19 protein-coding genes and 1 tRNA gene are annotated in these 21,435 nt (G+C 63.2%); 17 read left to right on the forward strand and 3 right to left on the reverse strand.

The genetic code is table 11. The annotated features are described in order from the left end of the window. The first annotated feature begins 65 nt into the window (after positions 1-65). Positions 66-1,031, forward strand: coding sequence for a 2-hydroxyacid dehydrogenase (locus H9K76_RS13320; protein ID WP_187595895.1), 966 nt, complete (start codon positions 66-68; stop codon positions 1,029-1,031). 33 nt (positions 1,032-1,064) lie between these two features. Continuing rightward, on the forward strand, positions 1,065-2,402 hold the full coding sequence (locus H9K76_RS13325; protein WP_187595896.1) for an enolase C-terminal domain-like protein: 1,338 nt from the start codon (positions 1,065-1,067) through the stop codon (positions 2,400-2,402). A gap of 67 nt (positions 2,403-2,469) precedes the next feature. On the opposite strand, the gene H9K76_RS13330 is transcribed toward H9K76_RS13325, so the two are convergent. Further along, positions 2,470-3,183 carry a response regulator transcription factor gene (locus H9K76_RS13330; protein WP_187595897.1) on the reverse strand — a complete coding sequence of 238 codons (714 nt, stop codon included), beginning with the start codon at positions 3,181-3,183 and terminating at the stop codon, positions 2,470-2,472. A 346-nt stretch (positions 3,184-3,529) separates the two neighbouring features. Between H9K76_RS13330 and prfB the strand changes: the two genes are divergently transcribed. From prfB to H9K76_RS13360, 6 genes are all read left to right on the forward strand, one after another. Beyond that, positions 3,530-4,634, forward strand: a protein-coding gene (gene prfB, locus H9K76_RS13335; protein ID WP_187595898.1) for a peptide chain release factor 2 whose coding sequence is annotated in 2 segments (ribosomal slippage) — positions 3,530-3,610 and positions 3,612-4,634 — 1,104 coding nt in all. Because the reading frame shifts where the segments join, the coding sequence is not laid out codon by codon here. 72 nt (positions 4,635-4,706) lie between these two features. Continuing rightward, positions 4,707-7,415: an aminopeptidase N gene (gene pepN / locus H9K76_RS13340; RefSeq protein WP_187600631.1), complete on the forward strand. Its 2,709-nt coding sequence runs from the start codon at positions 4,707-4,709 to the stop codon at positions 7,413-7,415. Between the two features lie 53 nt (positions 7,416-7,468). After that, on the forward strand, positions 7,469-8,476 hold the full coding sequence (locus tag H9K76_RS13345; protein WP_187595899.1) for a class 1 fructose-bisphosphatase: 1,008 nt from the start codon (positions 7,469-7,471) through the stop codon (positions 8,474-8,476). A gap of 34 nt (positions 8,477-8,510) precedes the next feature. Beyond that, positions 8,511-8,586, forward strand: a tRNA-Thr gene (locus tag H9K76_RS13350). A gap of 245 nt (positions 8,587-8,831) precedes the next feature. Continuing rightward, the gene (locus H9K76_RS13355) at positions 8,832-10,361 is read left to right on the forward strand and encodes a PAS domain-containing sensor histidine kinase (RefSeq protein WP_187595900.1); all 1,530 of its coding nucleotides are present in this window, start codon (positions 8,832-8,834) and stop codon (positions 10,359-10,361) included. Between the two features lie 147 nt (positions 10,362-10,508). Continuing rightward, positions 10,509-10,718: a CsbD family protein gene (locus H9K76_RS13360; RefSeq protein ID WP_187595901.1), complete on the forward strand. Its 210-nt coding sequence runs from the start codon at positions 10,509-10,511 to the stop codon at positions 10,716-10,718. Between the two features lie 165 nt (positions 10,719-10,883). Here H9K76_RS13360 and H9K76_RS13365 read toward each other — a convergent pair whose 3' ends face one another. Next, complete coding sequence (locus tag H9K76_RS13365) at positions 10,884-11,390, reverse strand: cysteine hydrolase family protein (protein ID WP_343066352.1); 507 nt, start codon at positions 11,388-11,390, stop codon at positions 10,884-10,886. A gap of 481 nt (positions 11,391-11,871) precedes the next feature. Between H9K76_RS13365 and H9K76_RS13370 the strand changes: the two genes are divergently transcribed. Continuing rightward, a complete protein-coding gene (locus tag H9K76_RS13370; RefSeq protein WP_187595903.1) occupies positions 11,872-12,357 on the forward strand; it encodes a DUF421 domain-containing protein in 486 nt (161 codons plus the stop codon). Between the two features lie 13 nt (positions 12,358-12,370). On the opposite strand, the gene H9K76_RS13375 is transcribed toward H9K76_RS13370, so the two are convergent. Further along, positions 12,371-13,219 (reverse strand): c-type cytochrome, encoded by an 849-nt coding sequence (locus H9K76_RS13375; RefSeq protein ID WP_187595904.1) that lies wholly within the window; start codon positions 13,217-13,219, stop codon positions 12,371-12,373. Between the two features lie 159 nt (positions 13,220-13,378). Between H9K76_RS13375 and H9K76_RS13380 the strand changes: the two genes are divergently transcribed. From H9K76_RS13380 to H9K76_RS13415, 8 genes are all read left to right on the forward strand, one after another. Then, positions 13,379-13,741: a c-type cytochrome gene (locus tag H9K76_RS13380; RefSeq protein ID WP_187595905.1), complete on the forward strand. Its 363-nt coding sequence runs from the start codon at positions 13,379-13,381 to the stop codon at positions 13,739-13,741. 5 nt (positions 13,742-13,746) lie between these two features. After that, positions 13,747-14,700: a cytochrome c oxidase subunit II gene (locus H9K76_RS13385; protein ID WP_246475005.1), complete on the forward strand. Its 954-nt coding sequence runs from the start codon at positions 13,747-13,749 to the stop codon at positions 14,698-14,700. Beyond that, positions 14,679-17,249 carry a cbb3-type cytochrome c oxidase subunit I gene (locus tag H9K76_RS13390; protein ID WP_187595907.1) on the forward strand — a complete coding sequence of 857 codons (2,571 nt, stop codon included), beginning with the start codon at positions 14,679-14,681 and terminating at the stop codon, positions 17,247-17,249. Before H9K76_RS13385 ends, H9K76_RS13390 begins: the two co-directional genes overlap by 22 nt. Positions 17,250-17,266: 17 nt before the next feature. After that, positions 17,267-18,289: a DNA topoisomerase IB gene (locus tag H9K76_RS13395; protein ID WP_246475007.1), complete on the forward strand. Its 1,023-nt coding sequence runs from the start codon at positions 17,267-17,269 to the stop codon at positions 18,287-18,289. 107 nt (positions 18,290-18,396) lie between these two features. Next, positions 18,397-19,137: a L,D-transpeptidase gene (locus H9K76_RS13400; RefSeq protein ID WP_187595908.1), complete on the forward strand. Its 741-nt coding sequence runs from the start codon at positions 18,397-18,399 to the stop codon at positions 19,135-19,137. A 902-nt stretch (positions 19,138-20,039) separates the two neighbouring features. After that, the gene (locus tag H9K76_RS13405) at positions 20,040-20,357 is read left to right on the forward strand and encodes a hypothetical protein (protein ID WP_246475009.1); all 318 of its coding nucleotides are present in this window, start codon (positions 20,040-20,042) and stop codon (positions 20,355-20,357) included. Beyond that, positions 20,354-20,830 carry a four-helix bundle copper-binding protein gene (locus H9K76_RS13410; RefSeq protein ID WP_343066219.1) on the forward strand — a complete coding sequence of 159 codons (477 nt, stop codon included), beginning with the start codon at positions 20,354-20,356 and terminating at the stop codon, positions 20,828-20,830. Before H9K76_RS13405 ends, H9K76_RS13410 begins: the two co-directional genes overlap by 4 nt. Positions 20,831-20,893: 63 nt before the next feature. Continuing rightward, positions 20,894-21,178, forward strand: a complete 285-nt coding sequence (locus H9K76_RS13415; RefSeq protein WP_187600818.1) for a hypothetical protein — start codon at positions 20,894-20,896, stop codon at positions 21,176-21,178. Positions 21,179-21,435: the final 257 nt, after the last annotated feature.

A 21,435-nucleotide genomic window follows, 5' to 3' on the forward strand; every position in this document is an offset into this window, starting at 1 on the left:
AAAAACCTGATCCAGACTCGCGAAATCAGCATTCAGTACCGACTGAAAAACAAGGAATCCCCTGCATGGCCCAACCCCGCCCCCGCATTCTTCAATACGGCAAGATGCCACTGCCCCAGCTCGACGACGACCTGGCCCAGGCCTACGACGTGCAACTGCTGTCGCAGCAGGCGGACCCCGACAGCTTTCTCGCCGAGCACGGTGCACAGTTCGAGTACCTGGTCACCTCGGCCGGCATGGGCCTGCCGGGGCACGTGGTCGATGCCCTGCCGAACCTGAAATTCGTCAGCAGCTTCGGGGTGGGCTTCGACTCGCTGGACCGGGAAGCGCTGCTGCGCCGCGGCGCGCGCGTGGGCTACACGCCCGGCGTGCTCGACGACTGCGTGGCCGACATGGCCTTCGCGCTGCTGCTCGACGCGGCGCGCGGCCTCAGCGAATCCGACCGCTTCGTGCGCCGCGGCGACTGGAGCCGGGGGCGCTTCGGCACACGCACGCGCGCCAGCGGCAAGCGCCTGGGCATCTTCGGCATGGGACGCATCGGCAGCACCGTGGCGCGGCGCGCCGCCGGTTTCGACATGGAAGTCGCCTACCACAACCGCCGCCCAGTCGAAGGCTCTCCGCACCGCTACCTGCCCTCGCTGCTGGAACTGGCACGCTGGGCCGATTTCCTGGTCATCACCGCCGCCGGCGGCGAAGGCACGCGCCACCTGGTCGATGCCGAGGTGCTCGCCGCGCTGGGCCCCCAGGGCTTCCTCGTCAACGTGGCCCGTGGCAGCGTGGTCGATGAAGCAGCCCTGGCCGCCGCACTGCAGGCCGGGCGCATCGCCGGTGCCGGCCTCGATGTCTTCGAGGATGAGCCCCGCCCCCTGCCCGCCTTGCTGGCGCTGGACAACGTGGTGCTCGCCCCCCACATCGCCAGCGGCACGCATGAAACCCGCCGCGCCATGGCCGACCTGGTGCTGCACAACCTGCAGCAGTTCATCGCCACGGGGCACCCCGTGGTCGAGGTGCCCTGGTCCGCCGCGCGCTGACCCCCTTTCTTCCCTTCGCCATTGCTTCTGCCCATGTCCTCCACACCCACCATCACCGAGATCGAAGTCATCCCCGTCGCGGGCCGTGACGGCATGCTGATGAACCTCAGCGGCGCGCATGCGCCCTTCTTCACACGCAACATCGTGCTCATCCACGACAGCAGCGGCCACACCGGCGTGGGCGAGGTGCCTGGCGGCGAGGGAATCCGCCAGGCACTGGAGGACAGCAGGAGCGTGCTGCTCGGCCAACCCATAGGCCGGCATCTGCAGCTGCTGCAGCTCATGCACAAGGCACTGGAAGGCCGCGACACCGGCGGGCGCGGCCTGCAGACCTTCGACCTGCGCATCGCCGTGCACGCAGTCACGGCGGTCGAGTCCGCCCTGCTTGACCTGCTGGGCCAGCACCTGGGCGTGCCGGTGGCTGCCCTGCTGGGTGAAGGCCAGCAACGTGAGCGCGTGGAAATGCTGGGCTATCTGTTCTTCGTCGGCCCCAGCGACCAGACCGACCTGCCCTATGTGAAGCCCGGTGAAGACAGGCTCGGCAGCGACGAATGGACCCAGGTGCGCCACATGACCGCGATGGACCCCGCCGCCATCGTGCGCCAGGCCGAGGCCGCGCATGCGCGCTACGGCTTCAACGACTTCAAGCTCAAGGGCGGTGTGCTGGCCGGCGAGCAGGAGGTGGAGGCGGTGACCGCGCTGGCCCAACGCTTTCCCCAAGCCCGCGTCACGTTGGACCCCAACGGCGGCTGGCTGCTCCGGGACGCGATCCGCCTGATGCGCGACATGCGCGGCGTGCTCGCCTATGCCGAAGATCCCTGCGGGGCCGAGGGCGGCTTCTCGGGCCGCGAGGTGATGGCAGAGTTCCGCCGCGCCACCGGCCTGCCCACGGCCACCAACATGATCGCCACCGACTGGCGCCAGATGGCACACGCGCTGTCGCTGCAGTCGGTGGACATCCCGCTGGCCGACCCGCACTTCTGGACCATGGCCGGCTCGGTGCGCGTGGGTCAGACCTGCCGCGACTGGGGCCTGACCTGGGGCTCGCACTCCAACAACCATTTCGACATCTCGCTCGCCATGTTCACCCACGTGGCAGCCGCCGTGCCCGGCAAGGTCACCGCCATCGACACCCACTGGATCTGGCAGGACGGCCAGTATCTCACCCAGAACCCGCTCACGATCCAGGGCGGCTTTGTCCAGGTGCCCCAGATCCCCGGCCTGGGCGTCACCGTGGACCGCGCCGCACTGCAGCGCGCCAACGCACTCTACCTGGAGCACGGCCTGGGCGCGCGCAACGATGCCATGGCCATGCAGTACCTGATGCCAGGCTGGAGCTTCGACAACAAACGGCCCTGCATGGTGCGCTAAAGACACCCCTCACAGGCAGGCAGCGCTCTGGCGACGCCTGCGTCCGCGGACCGGGATTACGGCGGACTCACTCGATCACACCCCGGGCCCTGGCCTGCTGCACTGCCGAGACGCGCGAGTTCACGGCCAGCTTGCGGTAGATGCGCTTGATGTGCGTATCCACCGTGAAGCGCGACAGCGAAATGTGCTCCGCGATCTCGCGGTTCGTCATGCCGTTGGCCACCAGCCGCAGGATCATGGCCTCGCGCTCGGTGAAGGCATGGTCGCCCTGGGGCACCTGCGCGGAACCCTGGGGTGCGACGGGCAGCAGCTCCAGGATGCGCCGCGCGATGAACGGGTCGATCGGAGCCCCACCGCGCAGCACGCTGCGGATGGACAGCGTGACTTCAAGGTCATCGCGCTCCTTGAGCACGTACCCTGTGGCTCCGGCGCGCAGCGCCCCCAGGATCGCCTCCTCCGAGCTCCATGCCGACACGACCAGGATGCCCAGGCCGGGATCATCGGCGCGCAACTCGACGATCAGCGAACGCCCATTGCCGTCCGGAAGCTCCAGATCGACCAGGGCGAGCGCCACCGGCTGCTGCGCGAGAAAGCTCCGCGCCTCCGCCAGCGATCCCACGACGACGAGGTCGGACTCCGCATAGCCGAGCTGCTGCAGCACCAGCGCCAGCCGGCGCTGCAGCAATGGCTCGTCCTCCACCACCAGAACGGGAACGGGCAGCGCGGACTGCGCTGACGGCGAATGGAGCGGCGCGGAGGATGAAAATGATTCGGAAGACATCGAAGCCTGCAAAAAAGGAAACTCGTTTTCAGCCCATCAGGGCGCAGGAACCATCACGGACAGTGCAGCCGGCGCCGCGTGCCCGCCGGCTGCACCCGGCATTTGGCAACAAAAGGTGTCACAAGAACACGAGAGGCGGCGGAGAACCTCCATGCGGTCGATCCTAGAGAGCTTTTGCCCTTTCGCATATCCCCTAAACAGGTGAATTTCGACGCCGGTCTCCCTGTAAAAACCGCGATTCGACCCGAACTGCAGAAGCAACACCACTGCGGCGAGGCTGGATCGCCCATCCATGAGAAAATAGCGGGTTATCTACAAAAGAACATCAGCTCAAGGAATTACGAAAATGGACGCAGAACGCATCAACCAAATTGGCTCCACCCTCGAAGACCTGTCCACCCGGACGGAAGAGCTTCGGAGGTATCTTTGACTACGATGCAAAGTTTGAACGCCTGCGCACGGTAAACGCATCACTCGAAGACCCGAACGTCTGGAACGACCCCAAGAAGGCCCAGGAACTGGGCAAGGAAAAGAAGTCGCTCGACTCGGTCGTGCTGACGCTGCAGAAGCTCACAGGCGAGCTCGCCGACAACACCGAGCTCTATGAGATGAGCAAGGAAGAAGGCGACGAGGCCGGCCTCGAGACCATCGAGGGCGAGACCGCCAAGCTGCAGCCGCTGATCGAGGAGCTCGAGTTCCGCCGCATGTTCAGCAACGAGGCCGACCCGCTGAACTGCTTCGTCGACATCCAGGCCGGCGCCGGTGGCACCGAAGCCTGCGACTGGGCCAGCATGCTGCTGCGCCAGTACCTGAAGTACGCCGAACGCAAGGGCTTCAAGACCACGGTGGAAGAAGAAACACCGGGCGACGTCGCCGGCATCAAGAGCGCCACGATCAAGATCGAGGGCGAATACGCCTACGGCCTGCTGCGCACCGAGACCGGTGTGCACCGCCTCGTGCGCAAGTCGCCGTTCGACTCCTCGGGCGGTCGCCACACGTCGTTCGCTTCGCTGTTCGTCTATCCCGAGATCGACGATTCCATCGAGATCAACATCAACCCGTCCGACGTGCGCACCGACACCTACCGCGCGTCCGGCGCGGGCGGCCAGCACATCAACAAGACCGATTCGGCCGTGCGCCTGACGCACATCCCCACCGGCATCGTCGTGCAATGCCAGGACGGCCGCAGCCAGCACAGCAACCGCGACGTGGCATGGCAGCGCCTGCGCTCGCGCCTGTACGACTACGAAATGCGCAAGCGCATGGAAGAGCAGCAGAAGCTCGAGGACACCAAGACCGACGTGGGCTGGGGCCACCAGATCCGCTCGTACGTGCTGGACAACAGCCGCATCAAGGACCTGCGCACCAACGTCGAAGTCTCCGCCACGCAGAAGGTGCTGGACGGTGATCTGGACGTGTTCATCGAAGCCTCGCTCAAGCAAGGCGTTTAACGCCAGGGCCGCCGCCGTGCGGCCTCTTCGCATTCCCCACTCGCTCTACTTCAAGGAAAGATTCAAGCCATGATGAGAGAAGGACAAGCCACCGCGATCCAGCGCCTCGACTACACGGCGCCTGCGTTCTGGATCGACACCGTGGATCTCACGTTCGACCTGGACCCCGCCAAGACGCGGGTGCTCAGCAAGATGCGCATCCGCCGCAACATGGACGTGCCCGCTCAGCCGCTGCGCCTGGACGGCGAGGAACTGAACCTGGCCCGCGTGATGGTCAATGGCGGCGGTACCTCGTTCAAGATGGAAGGCTCGCAGCTCGTGCTGGAGAACCTGCCCGAAGGCGATGCCCCCATCGACCTGGAAATCTTCACGACCTGCGCGCCCATCAAGAACACCCAGCTCTCGGGCCTGTATGTAAGCAACGACACGTTCTTCACACAGTGCGAAGCCGAGGGCTTTCGCCGCATCACCTATTTCCTCGACCGTCCCGACGTGATGGCGATGTACACCGTCACGCTGCGCGCGAACAAGGCACAGTACCCGGTGCTGCTGTCCAACGGAAACCTCGTGGACAGCGGCGAGCTGGAGGACGGCCGCCATTTCGCCAAGTGGGTCGATCCGCACAAGAAACCCAGCTACCTGTTCGCCCTGGTGGCGGGCAAGCTCGTGGCGCGCGAGCAGCAGATCAGGAGCCGCGCGGGCAACAACCACCTGCTGCAGGTCTTCGTGCGCCCCGGCGACCTCGAGAAGACCGAGCACGCCATGAACTCGCTCATGGCCTCCATCGCCTGGGACGAGGCGCGCTTTGGCCTGTCGCTGGACCTGGATCGCTTCATGATCGTCGCCACCAGCGACTTCAACATGGGCGCCATGGAGAACAAGGGCCTGAATATCTTCAACACCAAGTACGTGCTGGCCAGCCAGTCCACCGCGACCGACGTGGACTTCGCCAACATCGAATCGGTGGTCGGCCACGAGTACTTCCACAACTGGACCGGCGACCGCGTGACCTGCCGCGACTGGTTCCAGCTCTCGCTCAAGGAGGGCCTCACCGTCTTCCGCGACCAGGAGTTCAGCATGGACATGGCCGGCAGCACGTCGGCCCGCGCCGTCAAGCGCATCGAGGACGTGCGCGTGCTGCGCACCGTGCAGTTCCCCGAGGACGCCGGCCCCATGGCCCATCCCGTGCGCCCCGACAGCTACGTGGAAATCAACAACTTCTACACCGTCACCATCTATGAAAAAGGTGCGGAAGTCGTGCGCATGCAGCACAACCTCGTGGGCCGCGAAGGCTTCGCGAAGGGCATGAAGCTGTACTTCGAACGCCACGACGGCCAGGCCGTGACCTGCGACGATTTCGTGCAGGCGATGGCCGACGCCAACCCGGAGAGCCCGCTCGCGCAGAACCTGGAGCAGTTCAAGCGCTGGTACAGCCAGGCCGGCACGCCGCGCGTTGCCGCACAGGGCCGCTACGACGCCGATGCGCGCACCTACACGCTCGCACTGTCGCAATCCTGCCCCGCAACGCCGGGCCAGGGCGACAAGCAGCCGTTCGTCATTCCCGTCACGCTCGGCCTGCTGGGCGCGGACGGCAGCGCCCTGCCCCTGCAGCAGCAAGGCGACGCGCACGCCGGCGGCACCGAACGCACCATCGTGCTGACCGAGCCGCGCATGGAGATCACCTTCGTCAACGTGGACTCGGCCCCTGTGCCCTCGCTGCTGCGCGGCTTCAGCGCACCGGTGGTTCTGGAATGCGAGTTCAGCGATGCCGACCTGCTGAACCTGCTGGCTCATGACGGCGATCCGTTCAACCGCTGGGAAGCCGGCCAGCGCCTGGGGCTGCGCATCGCCCTCGGCGCCATTGCCAATCCCGGCGTCACGGCCAATGCGCAAGGCGATGTCGAGCAGTCCGTCCTGCCGGCCAGCTTCGTGCAGGCCATGCGCGACGTGCTACGCAATCCTTCGCTCGATGCCGCCTTCAAGGAGCTGGTGCTCACGCTGCCGTCCGAGGGCTACATCGCCGAGCAGATGGACGAGGTGGATCCGCAGCGCATCCACACCGTGCGCGAAGCCATGCGTGCCGAACTGGCCGCATCGCTGCACGAGGACTGGATCCAGGCGTTCGAGGACAACCAGACACCCGGAGCCTACAGCCCCGACGCCACCTCGGCCGGCCGCCGCGCGCTTGCAGGGCATGCCCTGAACATGCTGTGCCTGGCCGCACGCAGGAGCGGCGACACGCTCTGGCCCGGCAAGACCTACCAGCGCTTCAAGGATGCGGGCAACATGACCGACCGCTTCAGCGCGCTCGCCGCGCTGGTGAACAGCGGCCATGAACTGGCCCGCCCCGCGCTGGAGCGCTTCCACGCCCTGTTCAAGGACGAGGACCTGGTGGTCGACAAGTGGTTCGCACTGCAGGCCGGTACGTCGGACCGCAATGGCAACATCCTGCCCGCGGTGCGCGAGCTGATGAAGCACCCCGACTTCCAGCTCAAGAACCCCAACCGCGCACGCAGCGTGATCTTCAGCTACTGCAACGCCAACCCCGGCGCATTCCACCGTGCCGACGGCGCCGGCTACGCCTACTGGGCCGACCGTGTGCTGGAGCTCGACGGCTTCAACCCGCAGGTCGCCTCGCGCCTTGCGCGCGCCATGGACCGCTGGCGCAAGCTGGCCGAACCCTACCGCGCCCTCGCCCGCGCCGCCATCGAACGCGTGGCGGCCAAGCCCGACCTGAGCAACGACGTACGTGAAGTGGTCACGCGCGCGCTGGCGGATTGAGCAAGCACAGAGCGCACAGCCGACATAGTTTTGAATCCAGGAGATTGTTAGACATGACACAACGCATGAGCCTCACGCGCTATCTGGTAGAGCAGCAGCGCGTGGACGGTCTGATCCCGCCTCAGCTGCGCCTGCTGCTGGAAGTGGTCGCACGCGCCTGCAAGCGCATCAGCTTTGCCGTGAACAAGGGCGAACTCGGTGACGTGATGGGCACCGCCGGCAGCGAGAACGTGCAGGGCGAGGTCCAGAAGAAGCTGGACATCATCGCCAACGAAACGCTGATCGAAGCCAATGAATGGGGCGGCCACCTCGCCGCCATGGCCTCGGAGGAAATGGAAGGCATCTACGTGGTGCCCAACCGTTACCCGCAAGGCGAATACCTGCTGCTGTTCGATCCGCTCGACGGCTCCTCCAACATCGACGTCAACGTCAGCATCGGCACCATCTTCAGCGTGCTCAAGAAGCCCGACGGCCACCCAGGCGTTCATGACAACGACTTCCTGCAGCCCGGCACCCAGCAGGTTGCCGCGGGCTACTGCATCTACGGCCCCCAGACCACGCTGGTGCTGACGGTGGGCGACGGCGTCGCCATGTTCACGCTCGACCGTGAGCAAGGCTCCTTCGTCCTGGTGCGCGACAACATCCGCGTCCCCGAGGACACCAAGGAATTCGCGATCAACATGAGCAACATGCGCCACTGGGACGCCCCGGTCAAGCGCTACATCGACGAATGCCTGGCCGGCAAGGAAGGCCCGCGCGGCAAGGACTTCAACATGCGCTGGATCGCCAGCATGGTGGCCGACGTGCACCGCATCCTCATGCGCGGCGGCATCTTCATGTACCCCTGGGACAAGCGCGAACCCAACAAGCCCGGCAAGCTGCGCCTGATGTACGAAGCCAACCCCATGGGCTGGCTCATCGAGCAAGCCGGCGGCGCGGCCACCAACGGCAAGCAGCGCATCCTGGACATCCAGCCCACACAGCTGCACGAACGCGTCAGCGTGATCCTGGGCTCGAAGAACGAAGTGGAACGCGTGACCAGCTACCACGCGGAAAAGTGATCATCCGGATTTTCGGTATATAATTACAGTCTTCGCCGGTGTAGCTCAGTCGGTAGAGCAGCTCATTCGTAATGAGAAGGTCGCGTGTTCGATTCATGTCTCCGGCACCAAGATAGATAAGGAAAGCCCGCTATGTTTTCATAGTGGGCTTTTTCTTTTCCCGTACCTCGCAGGCAACGTGCAGGTGCTTTTACCAAGCTCACCCACCGATCCTTCTCGCGCCTGTAGGACAAACGCGCAGCATCCACCGATTCCAACAGTCGGCCGCCAACGCCGCGAAGTCATTCATATACTCCGAAAAAATCAATGAGTTCCGCCTCAATACACTGATTCATAGATATCCCGGAGTCCCAGAATGAGCGTGATCGAGAACGCACAAGATACTACTCAGGAGACAGAGGAACAGTTCCGGCTTCTGGTCCAAGGCGTCACGGATTTTGCGATCTATCTTTTGTCCCCAGCCGGTATCGTGACCAGTTGGAACGCTGGAGCAGAGCGCATCAAGGGTTATTGCCGCCACGAAATCCTCGGGCAGCATTTTTCATGCTTCTACACGGAGGAAGACCGCACCCTTGGCGAGCCGGCATTGGTTCTGGCTACGGCGGCAAAGGAGGGGCGCATCGAGAAGGAGGGATGGCGCGTTCGCAAGGACGGCTCCCGGTTCTGGGCGCACATTGTGGTCGATGCGATCCGTGACGATACGGGATCGCTGATCGGCTTTGCAAAAATCACGCGGGATATCACCGAACGCAAGGAGGCTGCGGCCGCCCTGGAGAAAGCCAATCTGTCGCTCTTCCAGGCCCAGAAACTGGAGTCCATCGGACGGTTGACGGGCGGCATCGCACACGATTTCAACAACCTGCTGACGGTGATCTCCAACGGCTTGGAAGTGCTGGCCCGGCAATCGCGCACGCCCCTCGACATGAAGATGATCGACGGCATGCGAATCGCCATCGACCGAGGATCGACGCTGACGCAGCAGTTGCTTTCGTTTGCGCGGCAGCAACCGCTGCAAGCGGAGGTGCACGACCTCAATGAACTGGTACGTAATTTTGAGCCCATGCTGGCCCGCGCGCGCAATCTCGCGACGAGGGTCGAGCTCGAATTCAGATCACAGCACGCCTGCGCACTCGTCGATGCGGCACGTTTCGAAACCGCGCTCCTCAATCTGGTAGTGAACGCCATCGACGCCATGCCCGAAGGCGGCACGGTGAAAATCGTTACGGACAGCGTCGATACAGAAGAGCCCCTTTCGGCGGCGCTGCCTGCAGGCCAGTACATACGGGTTTCGGTACAGGACACCGGTATCGGCATGCCGCAGGAGGTCCTTGCCCAGTCGCTGGAGCCATTCTTCACCACCAAACCAGTAGGCAAGGGAACAGGGCTTGGCCTGAGCCAGGTCTATGGCTTTGCTACCCAGTCAGGCGGCGACGTACTCATCTCCAGTGAAGAAGGAAAAGGGACGGCGGTCAACCTTTACTTTCCCAGAACCGAGCCCGCCGAGACACTCAGTATTCCCGGTGCCACCGCCGTGGAGACCGTACTGCTTGTGGATGACGAACCCGAGGTGCTCGGCCTCTCGAGCGAGATGTTCAAGAGTATCGGATACGAAGTCGTCGTTGCGAGCAGCGCGGCAGAGGCCGAGGACATTCTGCGGGGACGCACGGACATCAACGTCGTCTTCTCCGACATCACCATGTCGCACGGGAAAAGCGGCATAGAGCTTGCACGCACCGTCCGCCTGGAATATCCGGGCATCAAGATCGTCCTGACATCGGGCTACCCGCTTGCTGCCTTGCGCCGCGAACACGGCACCATTGGTGAGTTCACCTTCGTGCACAAGCCCTATCGCCTGGCTGACGTTGCCAAGGCACTGAGAGCCTGACGCACGGCCTGTTCCTTATCCGCTGGCAGTCCCTGTCGGTCTGAGCTGACGCCCGGTTGGAAAAACCTACTTCATTCCAGCACCTTCGCGTGAAAGATCATTGGTCACTCCCAAGTTTGTTGTTTGTTTTTTCAAAAGGAGCACGACATGAATGAAGACACCATCAAGGGCAACTGGAAGCAATTCAAGGGCAAGATCAAGGAGCAATGGGGCAAGCTGACCGATGATGACCTCGATGTGATCGATGGACAGCGTGACCAACTGGTGGGGCGCATCCAGGAACGCGAGGGCATTGCCCGAGACGAGGCTGAAAAGCGGGTCAAGGATTGGGAAACAAGGAATAGCTACCACTGGTAAGGTTCTATTGCCCTTAAGCTGCAACGGCCCGCTTTGTGGTTGCCAGTCTGATTGAAGACGGACCACGACGGGAAAAGGCCTGAAACGGTATTGCGCCGGTTTCAGGCCTTTTCATCGATGCATTTCTTCTTCACCGGGTTCGGGGCTTGCTCGTGATCGGGCGGCTCATTGCGATGAGCGCACCGAGCACTTGAAATCCCGCGAAAGTTGGCGCAATGCGTGATGTTTGCGTTCCGGCGCTTCGGCCTCCGTGCAGTCGCTGGGCACCCAGACTTCGTGGCCCGACATGCGCGCATCGGCGGCAGTCAGCATCACGCACATGTCGGTGGCAAAGCCCGCAATCACCAGCCTTCTGGCCTGCATTCGCCCCAGGAGATGCAACAGCGGAGTGGAATGGAAGGCTGAGTGCTGGGGTTTGAGAATGACAAGATCACCCGGCTCAGGGGCGAGAAGCCGCGCAATTGCTCCTCGCTCTCCCCGAAGCCGGCAACAGGCAGCGAGGATGTCGCTGAACTGGCTGTCCCACGTACCGTAGTTGTCGTTCGCATAAATGACGGGCACACCCCGGCGACGCAAGCGCGATCTGAGCCGTGCAATGTGCAGGGCGGCCGTGCTGGCACCTTTCAGAAGTGCCTTGGCGTTACGGAAATGGAATGGATTGATCACATCCACCAAGAGCAGGACTTCTGCGCTTTCGGGTACGGGTGCAGGCGCTAGCCCGGGCCGACGGAGCATGCGTTCCTCGTCATCCGCTCATCGGCGTACACCTTGAGCGCATCTTTCGCGCCCATCAGATAGGCTTCCTTGAGCATTCTTCCCTGCTCATTGGACAGGCGTTCGGGTGGTGACGCAGGCATAGGATTTACGACAGACCACATAGCACCTCCGGAGGTCAACAAGATGGATTGAGAGCACAGACTAATCTCAAATCGCTCAAGTGCATCAATTGTTAAGTGCTCGTTACCGCAAACCACCGAAATCGAGCGATTGGACTACAGCGTTCAATACTCGCGTAACACACGCATATACCGGTATCTCTTACAGCGGATTTCGTCATTCCGGGGTAGCTTGGAGTCGCAGTCTTGCATCGTTTGAATGGCTGCGAGCGGAGGTCGTATTGGAAACGCTTGTGCTTGATAAACCGGTCTGGGAAATGATATTGCGGGGTAGCGCCGTCTACTGGTTCCTGTTCCTGCTGTTTCGCTTCGTCCTCAGGCGCGACGTACGGTCCATGGGCGTTGCCGACCTGCTGTTCGTAGTGCTCGTGGCCGACGCGGCCAGCAATGCCATGCAGGGGGACTACAAGAGCATTGGGGATGGCATGGTGCTGGTGTCAACGCTGGCCGCATGGAACTATGCGATGGACTGGCTGGCATTCCGGCTCGCCCCCGTCGCACGCTTCATGGAGCCACCGCCCGAGGTAGTGGTACGAAACGGTCAACCGAACCACCGCTTGCTGGTGCGCCAGATGATGAGCCTGCATGAACTGGAGAGCAAGCTTCGCTCGCTGGGAGTCGAATCGCTTGCGCAGGTGCGTATTGCACGCCTGGAGAGCGATGGCTCGCTGAGCGTTTTCACCTTCGACGACAAAGCCCATCACGGGCCTTCCGAAGGTCAGCCTCCCGCGGGGGGCACCTGAGTGAACCACGCCGTCAATGCAGTGTCTGGAGATAGGCTGCCATATCCCGCGCATCCTGCTCGCCCACGCCCATCGACGGCATCGCGGTTCCAGGTTTGATGGACTGCGTCTCGCGCAGCCAGTACTCCATATTTTGCGGAGTATTGTCGAGTACGCCGGCAATGCGGGTGCGCCGCGCCATGCCGCTTAGCGGGGGGCCGACCTGCGGGTTCGACTGCACCGTACCCGGGATGGCATGGCAACCCACGCATGCGTAGGCATAGAGAGCTCGCCTGCCCCGTTCGGCATCGGCGGGAAGCAATGGCTTTGGCATGGGTGGTTCGCAGCGCGTCTTCTCGCGTTCATCAAGAAGCATCCACTCGGCAAACTCTCGGGGCGATAGCTGCGGCAGCTTGTGCATGAAGCCCACCACGGCCCACAGATCGTCCTCCGACAGATGATGCTCCCAGGCGGGCATGCCCGTCATCTTGAGGCCATTGCGCGTGATCCAGTACAGCTCACCGGCATTCCAGCGCTTCGAAGCATCGATCAACGGTCCCGGCAAAGGCTGCATGCCCTGGCCCAGGTCGCCTTGCGCCATGCCTGGGCCTCCGTGGCATTGCAGGCACTTGTCGCGAAAGCAGGTGGCGCCACGCTGCAGCAGCACCGGATCGTCAAGCACAGGAACCTGTACATCGCTGGCATGCCGCCGCACGGACCGGTGCACGGCGAACTCCAGCAGACTGAAAACAGGTTGCAGGTGCTGGCGGTTGGCCGCCACGTTGTACAGCCCCAAGGCCAGGGTCGCCAAGGCAAGCAGGGCTGCGCCGAAAGCCGTCAGCAGCAGAGCCTTTGCAATGGTCTTGAACTTCGCGCGTTCCATGAGAAATTGTCCTACGCTCATTGGGCCGCCTGTGTCGGTGAAGGCCCACTGCTTACGGCCAATAATTACTACATGACCGTTGTGCCCTGCTTTTTTTCAGGCGGGCCGTCCCCGCCCTGCCGTGCTCTTCGCGCCGCCTCCGTCATTGCAGTGTGTTCCATGGCACTGATGATCGGCAGCCGCGCAATGGACAGCAGCGCGCCATCCCAAGCCGGCGCACGCGAGCAGCGGGCTCAAGCCACTCAAGCCGTCCAGCGCGGCCGAACACTGATGGCCCAGTACCAATGCGGGAGTTGCCACCATATTCCCGGCGTAAGCGATGCGCACGGCGCGAATGCAACCTCGCTCGCGGCATTTGGACAACGCAGCTACATCGCGGGGCGCATTCCCAACCGCCCTGAAATGCTGGCGCGGTGGATACACCATCCGCAGGAGCTGATACCGAGCGCCACCATGCCTGCACTCGGGGTGTCGACGAGCCAGGCTGAAGACATGGCCGCCTATCTCCACAGCCTGAAATGACCAGCGTGAACACCTCCATCCCGCAGGCCTACCCGCAGTCCTCGTTGCAAATGGGGGGCGAGCAGTCAGGGCCTTTCGTCGAACTCACCCTGGTGATGGTGGCGGGCGCAAGCCTGATTCTCCTTGGCATCATGGCACTGCTCGCATTCTCGTTTTCTCACCATGACAGGATCCATGCGCGCCTGTGGCTGATCGGCGGGGGCGTCCTCCTGCCGGTGGGCGTCCTGATTGCACTTTTCCTCTACAGCGAAAGTGTGCGGCCCGCATGGAAGCCTATCCCACCGCCGGACGCGTTGGTCGTCACGGTGCAGGGGCGCATGTGGTGGTGGGAGGTGAGCTACCACGACGCGGCGAGCGGCCAGCGCTTCGTCACCGCCAACGAAATCCGCCTGCCGCGCGGGCGCCCCGTCTACTTCGCGCTCACGAGCCAGGACGTGCTGCACAGCTTCTGGATACCAGCTCTTGGTGGCAAGATGGACATGGTACCTGGCCGGATCGAGCACCTGCTGCTCACCCCGACGGTGGAGGGCCTCTGGCGCGGCCAGTGCGCCGAGTTCTGCGGAACGCAGCATGGCTTGATGGCACTCGACGTGCTGGTCACTTCAGAACATCAGTTTGCGTCCTGGGCCCAGGCCCAGGCACAACCGGCCCCTGCTGCCTCGCTCGATCATCCGGGCCGCAGCGCATTTCTTCGCCATCGCTGCAATGCCTGCCATGACGTGCGCGGCCTCGCCGAAGGAAGCCAGGGCAGCAGCGCACCACGCGGGCCGGATCTCACCCACGTGGGAGGCCGCCTGTCTCTCGGCGCGGCGACGCTGCCCAACACGCCGCGGGACATGCAGCGTTGGGTCAACCACACGCAGGAGATCAAGCCAGGGGCACGCATGCCATCGGGCGAGGGACGCATTCCGCACAGCGAGCTGGAGGACATCGCCGCATGGCTGAGTTCACTGCGCTGATACCGCCGACCGACTCGCCATCCCCTGCGGCGGCAGGCCCCTACCCCAACGACCTCCCCCGCCCCCCGGGAGAGCGCGAAGCCCTGGAGCGCGCATGGAAACCACCACGCGGCTGGCGCAGGCTGAGCGCAGTGAACAACTCGCAGATCGGGCTGTACTACATCGCCGCGGCAATGCTGTTCTTCGTGCTGGGCGGCGTACTGGCGCTCATCATGCGCGTGCAACTCGCAACCCCGAACAGCGGTTTCGTTGTCGCGGACACCTACAACCAGCTTTTCACCATGCACGGCACCGTGATGATGTTCCTCTTTGCCGTGCCGGTGGTGGAGGCAGTGGCTGTCTTCCTGCTTCCCAACATGCTGGGTGCGCGGGACCTGCCGTTTCCGCGCCTGTCTGCCTATGCCTTCTGGGCCTACGCGATCGGCGGGCTGGCCTTCTTTCTCACCCTCTTCTGGAGCGCCTCGCCCGATGGTGGCTGGTTCATGTACCCGCCGCTTACGGGCACGCGCTTCTCACCGGGAATCGGGGCAGACTTCTGGTTGCTCGGCATCGGGTTCATCGAGATCTCCGCGATCGCTGGTGCGATCGAGCTGATCATCGGCATCCTGTTCACGCGCGCGCCGGGCATGACGCTCTTGCGCATGCCCGTCTTCGCATGGGCCGTGCTGGTAAGTGCCGTGATGATCATCTTCGCCTTTCCTGCGGTGATTGCCGCCACCACCTTGCTGGAGCTGGAGCGGGCCTTCGACTGGCCCTTCTTCGATCCTCTTCGCGGCGGCGATCCGCTGGTTTGGCAACACCTGTTCTGGTTCTTCGGCCACCCGGAGGTCTACATCATCTTCCTGCCCGCGGCCGGGATGGTGTCCATGATGGTGCCCGCGATGGCTGCCACCCCGCTGGTGGGGCAGCGCGCTGTCGTTGTCGCACTGATCGGGGTCGGGGCGGTGAGCTTTCTGCTGTGGATCCACCACATGTTCACGAGCGGCGTCGGCATTGTGGCGCTGGTGATGACGTCGGTGGCGAGCTTCGTCGTGGCCATTCCCAGCGGGCTGCAGGTATTTGCCTGGATCGCCACGTTCTGGAGTGGCCGCGTGCGACTGAACACGCCCACGCTGTTTCTTCTGGGATTTCACTTCATCTTCGTGCTCGGAGGACTCACGGGCGTGATGGTTGCGGTGCTGCCCTTCGACTGGCAGATGCATGACAGCTACTTCATCGTTGCCCACCTGCACTATGTGCTGATCGGCGGCATGGTGTTTCCGTTGTTTGCAGCGCTGTACTACTGGTTTCCGGTGCTCAAGGGCACGCGCCTGTCCGAGCGCGTGGGCAGGTGGGCCTTTGCAATGACCTTCTGTGGTTTCAACCTGGCGTTCTTTCCCATGCACGTGAGCGGCATGCTCGGCATGCCCAGGCGTGTTCACACCTATGCCGACGGCCTGGGCTGGAACCTGATGAATCTGCTCTCCACCGTGGGCGCGTTCGTGCTGGCGGCGGGCATTGCGCTCATTCTGCTGGATGTGCTGCGCGCCACGCGCAAACCGGCGGGTGGCGAAGGCAACCCATGGAAAGCGGGCTCGCTCGAGTGGCTTCCGCAGCGCAGCTACGGTGTGCGCAGCATCCCCCAGGTGCATGGCACCGAGCCGCTCTGGGACGACCCGCAACTGGCCCAGCAGGTCGAACAAGGCCGCTGGTGGCTACCAGGCACGGTATTCGGCGGGCGAGAGACGCTGATCACCGACATGCGCACCGCCCGCCCCATCCAGGTTCTGCGCCTGCCGTCGGACGGCTGGCCGCCGCTGCTGGCCGCATTGGGCACGGCCGGATTCTTTCTGCTGCTCACGGTGCAATGGATTTTCGCGGCGCTGCTGAGCGGCCTCGGCGCCATTGCTGCCATCATCCTCTGGACATGGCAGCTGGATCGCGCCGCGCCCTCTCCCACCGCCCACATCGGCGGCGGGGTGCTGCTTCCCACGCGACCCAAGGGGCGGCGCTCACACTCGTGGTGGGCGTGCGCGATCTTGATCATCGTCGACTGCACGGTCCTTGCATCGTTCATCTACGCCTACGTGCATCTTTCCATGGCGCTCGAGATATGCCCGCCTCCCGGCTCTGCGCTCCCCTCCGGGGAGTGGGGCCTGGCCGGCGCCCTCCTGATGCTGGCAGGTTCGGTGCTGATGCTCTGGAACACCAGGGCGAAAATGCACCTCCGGCCCGAGGACCAAAGCGCGCTACGTGGGCGCACCGCCCTCGCACTGCTGTGCACGATCGGGGCATTCGGTATGGCCCTGTCGGCGCAGCTCGAGGCAGGCCTGTCCCCGCGTGCCGATGGATGGAATGCCTCGGTTGCCATGCTGCTGGCTTACCAGGGCTTTCATCTGCTGATACTGTCCGTGCTCGGCTGCTATCTGCTGGCCCGTTCCCGATCCGGCCACCTGCGGCCGGACGCACGCGCCACGCTGGACAACATTGCATTGATCTGGCATGCAGCCACCCTGCAGGCATTGGTGACAGAGTTGGTCTTGCGCCTCGTGCCGTTCCTGATGACGTAGGCTGGCGCTCGATACCCATGCGTGCACCCGGCAACAACCTTCGCTTCACGACCGACGACATGCCGGGTTGGCGTCGCGTGGCCAACGGAAAGGACTTCTCGTATGTCAATTATCGAGGAGCTCTCATTCGCGATCCTCGCTCGCTCACGCGGATCCTGCAACTGGCGATACCGCCTGCCTATACCGATGTCTGGATATGCCCCGATCCGCGCGGCCACCTCCAGGCCACCGGACGCGATGCCAAAGGCCGAAAGCAGTATCGCTATCACACCAGTTGGCAGGCACAGCGAAAACAGCAGAAATTCGATCGCCTGGTTGAATTCTCACGTAAGCTTCCGGCCATACGCCGTCGTGTCCGGCGCGACCTGGCGCGAGAGGGCACCCAGCTGGAATCCGTGGTCGCAGCCGTCGTGAGACTTCTTGATGCGACCGCATTGCGGGTAGGCAATGACGAGTACTCGAAGACCAATGGCTCCTACGGGCTGACCACCTTGCGCGATCGCCACGTGAAGTTGCGCGCTGGCCATATCCAACTGGAGTTCAAGGGCAAAAGCGGCATGCGGCAGCAAAAGGAGATCACCGATGACCGTGTGGCCCGCATCGTTCGCCGCTGCCAGGAGTTACCCGGGCAGCGCCTGTTCCAGTTCACGGACGCGCACGGAGCAGTGCACCATGTTCGCTCCGAGCACGTGAATGACTATATCCGCGCGACCTGTGGCGATGGCTTCACGGCCAAGGACTTCCGCACGTGGCACGCAAGCGTGCTGGCACTTCACCTGGCGATGCAGGAGACACCCTCTGCATCGTTGCGGCCGACGCTTGTGCAGATCGTGAAGCAGGTGGCGGCCCACCTGGGTAACACCAGTGCCGTCTGCCGCAAACACTACATCCATCCCGACGTGCTCGATATATGCCAGCAACAGGAGCAGCAGGCCGTCGCACTGCAGTACACCGATGTGCCCGCAACCGGCCTGCTGGCGGCCGAGCGCCTGCTCCTGACAGTGTTGATGCGTCGCGCTCCTCTCCGTCGTACCGGTTGACACCACCCCACCGGCCACGTTGCACCGGCGGCAGCCGGCATACGGATTGCCGTAGCCTTCGAGTCAATGGGCTCCCTGCGCCCTTCACTGATGCCCGGAGGATTACCATGACGCCTCGCACGGCGGTCTGTTTCACCGTTCTCTTTTGTTGCTGCTCCATTGCAACGCCGTGCCTTGCGAGGAAACAGCCACAGGATCTCGGGCGTATTGCCGTTCCGTCCCCCGCTGTGATGAAGCTCCAGTACTGGATTGCGCATACTGCCGACAACGCAGGACGCCCCTATGTCATCATCGACAAACGGGCGGCACTGCTGTGGATTCATGATGGTCATGGAGCGATGATCGAGAGCGCCCCCGTTCTCCTCGGCAGTGCGAAGGGAGACTCTTCCGCACCGGGAATAGGTGAGAAGCCGCTGGCGTCCATTCATCCGGATGAGCGAACGACGCCCGCCGGACGTTTCCTGATGGAGGCCGGAAGCAATCGCGCTGGAGAAGACATCTTCTGGCTGGACTACACCGCCGCCGTATCCCTGCACCGTGTGCGTCCTGTGCTGGCGGTGCAAAGGCGGCTGCATCGCTTGAGCACCCCTGACCCGCGAGACAACCGCATCACCTATGGCTGTGTCAATCTCCCGATTGCCGTCTACAACCGCAGCATCCACGCTCTTTTCCATAAGCGGGGCGGCATCGCCTATGTGCTGCCTGAAACGATGGATCTATACACTGCCTTCCCCCGGTTGCGTCCCTTGGCACTTCGTCTACGACCGACGAAGGATCCAGCCGACCCGTTGAAGTTCAACGGCAATGCGGCTGGCTACTCGACGCCCGTATTCCTCTCGGCGCAATGAGGAGATGATCGGTCATCCACGATCATCCCGCGCAGGCCGCCTGGCTCCGGAGGTTCCGGTGCTTTCATTGTTCATGGTGTCCGCGCCCTGCCCTGCATTGCCGGAGTTCATGCCGCCCGGCGCGGACTGCGAATCTCTGCCGGCACCTGAGCCTGTTCCGGAACCAGCCCCCGGGTTGGGCTGTGTGCTGCCCGCTTGAGGCGGTTGCTGTTCGCTCCCCGGTGTGCCCATGCCGGAGCGGGGAGTGTCACCACCGGGTACTGTCCGCGAAGAGCCCGCATCACTGTTGGCCGCAGGCGGCGAACTGTTGACCTGGGCATGCGCGATGCCGATGGCGGTAAAAGCGAAAGCAACGAGCGCCGCCGTTTTTTTCATGATTGAACGCATGATGAACTCCTTTTGATGGAAGGTCCGGCTCTACCCATTCGGATATCGAAGAAGAAGGCCGTAGGTCCGAGCGGCAAGGAACATGCCCGGCACCAAAGTGCCCGCGCCGCACAAGGGAGGAACAAATTACCGAAAGACATGCTGGCAGCCCGTGCAAGGAATCGCTGCCCCGCTCGCTGCCGTACCTCACGTTGCAGTGAGTCCTAAGGTCGCTGACTCGCTTCTCCTACAGACATGCCGCTCAATGAATAGCCCAATGGACTTGAGGCCGAGGTGGTATCGCAATGGCTTGGCGCAGCCCCATTCGGGACAGATTCACACCTCGGCGATTTCAACTGAAGGGGATTCACATGAACAGTTCAAGGGACAAACTCAATCGCGATCCGATCACCGGCGAATCCGGATCCCATCCGGTAGGAACAGGTTTGGGCGCAGCAGGAGGCGCCGTCACGGGTGCTGCCGCAGGTTCAGTTGGCGGACCGATTGGCGCAGCCGCTGGAGCCGTCGTAGGCGCCGTGATAGGAGGCTTGGCCGGCAAGGGCGCGGCCGAAGCGGTCAATCCTACGGAAGAGGAAGCATATTGGCGCGAAGTCCATGTCAGCGAGCCGTACTATTCGCCCGAGTTCACGTATGACGACTACGCACCTGCCTACCGTGCAGGCTGGGAAGCGCGCGTGGCGGGCACGGATTTCGACGCTGCACGCGCCCAATGGGCTCGCAAATGGGACGCCGCACACGCCCAGGGCGGGCTCCAGTGGGAAAAGGCGCAACCCGCGTTCAAGGCAGCGTGGGAGCGCGCCAACAGGAAGTACGTGCAAGAAACAGGGTATTGACGACGCTCCTGGCTTTCGAAGGAGCTCTGGAAGGAGAAGGTGGGCGAGGCGATGGCACTGCCTCGCACCGACTCCAATCCAACGTCACCGTTTTCAGCAATTCCCTTTTTTCCGACATTTCCATCCAGTGGAGAACAGCAATGAATACTCCCAACCCGTATCAGTCGTGCATCGACGCCTGCAACTCCTGCGCTGCCGCGTGCAATGCCTGCATGGCGGCCTGTCTCAAGGAAGACGACGTGAAGATGCTCGGGCGCTGCATTGCGCTCGACGTGGATTGCGCCGCCATCTGCGGCCTGGCCGCGGATGCCATGGCTCGCGAAAGCGAGATGGCGCGCCACTTTTGCCGCATCTGCAGCGAAGTCTGTCTTGCCTGCGCCAACGAATGTGGTCAGCACTCCCATACGCACTGCAAGCGTTGCGCGGATGAGTGCAAACAGTGCGCAAAGCACTGCCTCGAGATGATCAATTGAGGCCCACGGAAGAGGCCCATGAAACCCTCGGTACAAGGAGATCGTCACCCTCAAGGAGCCGTCATGAGCAATCCCGCAAAACCGAACCCTCCGTTTACCCATACGCCCGAAGTCCACATCAACACGGAGAAGCCGAGCCGAACCCAAGACCCTGGCTCCAGCGCTCAACTACCGCATGAACGAGACCAATCCACCGACATGACCGGCGGGGAAAAATCACCGGAAATGAAGCAGGCTCACAATGACTTGAAACGCGGATTGCGCGATACCGACGCCCGCGGTGCGGATGGGCGGCCGCTGGCGCCGCCTCCAGAGGGCGGCAAGGGCGCTGCCGGAGGAAAAACCTAGCCCCTCCACCGAGGGAGCTCTCCTCTTTTTTGGCTTCATCGCGATTGCCTGGGGACTGAGGCTTCTTGAACGACCGCCCGGGCAGCGCGCGCACCCTTTGCAACAAAGTATGAGGGGCCATATCGGCACCGCCATACGAAGACTCCCACCGCAGGCACCACCGCTCTGTTCGTCACGCGACTCCATTCGTCCCGGTATTCCGCGAAGAACCTTTTTTGTGGGCCCGCGGGAGCATCACTGCCTGCCGATCCTGGGTG

The organism is Diaphorobacter ruginosibacter, from assembly GCF_014395975.1.
Lineage (GTDB): Bacteria > Pseudomonadota > Gammaproteobacteria > Burkholderiales > Burkholderiaceae_C > Diaphorobacter_A > Diaphorobacter_A ruginosibacter.

Bases quoted from the DNA above. Each gene is read 5' to 3' on its own strand.
- H9K76_RS13320 (WP_187595895.1), top strand. From the start codon at position 66: ATGGCCCAACCCCGCCCCCGCATTCTTCAATACGGCAAGATGCCACTG.
- H9K76_RS13325 (WP_187595896.1), top strand. From the start codon at position 1,065: ATGTCCTCCACACCCACCATCACCGAGATCGAAGTCATCCCCGTCGCG.
- H9K76_RS13330 (WP_187595897.1), bottom strand. From the start codon at position 3,183: ATGTCTTCCGAATCATTTTCATCCTCCGCGCCGCTCCATTCGCCGTCA.
- pepN (WP_187600631.1), top strand. From the start codon at position 4,707: ATGAGAGAAGGACAAGCCACCGCGATCCAGCGCCTCGACTACACGGCG.
- H9K76_RS13345 (WP_187595899.1), top strand. From the start codon at position 7,469: ATGACACAACGCATGAGCCTCACGCGCTATCTGGTAGAGCAGCAGCGC.
- H9K76_RS13355 (WP_187595900.1), top strand. From the start codon at position 8,832: ATGAGCGTGATCGAGAACGCACAAGATACTACTCAGGAGACAGAGGAA.
- H9K76_RS13360 (WP_187595901.1), top strand. From the start codon at position 10,509: ATGAATGAAGACACCATCAAGGGCAACTGGAAGCAATTCAAGGGCAAG.
- H9K76_RS13370 (WP_187595903.1), top strand. From the start codon at position 11,872: ATGATATTGCGGGGTAGCGCCGTCTACTGGTTCCTGTTCCTGCTGTTT.
- H9K76_RS13375 (WP_187595904.1), bottom strand. From the start codon at position 13,219: ATGGAACGCGCGAAGTTCAAGACCATTGCAAAGGCTCTGCTGCTGACG.
- H9K76_RS13380 (WP_187595905.1), top strand. From the start codon at position 13,379: ATGGCACTGATGATCGGCAGCCGCGCAATGGACAGCAGCGCGCCATCC.
- H9K76_RS13390 (WP_187595907.1), top strand. From the start codon at position 14,679: ATGGCTGAGTTCACTGCGCTGATACCGCCGACCGACTCGCCATCCCCT.
- H9K76_RS13395 (WP_246475007.1), top strand. From the start codon at position 17,267: ATGCGTGCACCCGGCAACAACCTTCGCTTCACGACCGACGACATGCCG.
- H9K76_RS13400 (WP_187595908.1), top strand. From the start codon at position 18,397: ATGACGCCTCGCACGGCGGTCTGTTTCACCGTTCTCTTTTGTTGCTGC.
- H9K76_RS13415 (WP_187600818.1), top strand. From the start codon at position 20,894: ATGAGCAATCCCGCAAAACCGAACCCTCCGTTTACCCATACGCCCGAA.